This window comes from Xenorhabdus budapestensis (assembly GCF_002632465.1).
Taxonomy (GTDB): Bacteria; Pseudomonadota; Gammaproteobacteria; order Enterobacterales; family Enterobacteriaceae; genus Xenorhabdus; species Xenorhabdus budapestensis.
Genome location: NZ_NIBS01000154.1, coordinates 1 through 405 on the forward strand (window position 1 = coordinate 1; position 405 = coordinate 405).

At 53.3% G+C, this 405-nt stretch carries 1 protein-coding gene; it reads left to right on the forward strand.

Annotated elements, in window-relative coordinates; genetic code table 11:
- The coding region (locus Xbud_RS19395; RefSeq protein ID WP_145956700.1) for a phage portal protein at positions 1 to 405 on the forward strand (405 nt) is incomplete at both ends.

The following is a 405-nucleotide window of genomic DNA, read 5'->3' on the forward strand; positions in this document are numbered from 1 at the left end:
TAATGAAATTAACATCTATCGTGACCGTATCGTGTCACGCATGCGCGATTTGGCGCGTAATGACGGCTGGGCGTCCGGCACCATCACCCGCGTATTGGATAGTGCCATCGGTGCGAACTACCGACCGATATTTAAACCGGATTACCGGATGCTGAAATTACTCACCGGTAACAATGCGTTTGATGCGACCTGGGCCAATGAATACGGCAAAGTGATTGAAGCCCACTGGCGTTCGTGGGCGAATGATCCGGGGCGTTACTGTGATGTCGAACGCAAACAGACAGTGTCCCAAATGCTGCGCCTTGGCTTTCGTCACAAGTTACTTGACGGCGATGCTTTGGCGGTACTGCAATACCGGACTGACCGGTTAGGCAAAGGCCGCGGACGTTATGCGACCACCATCCA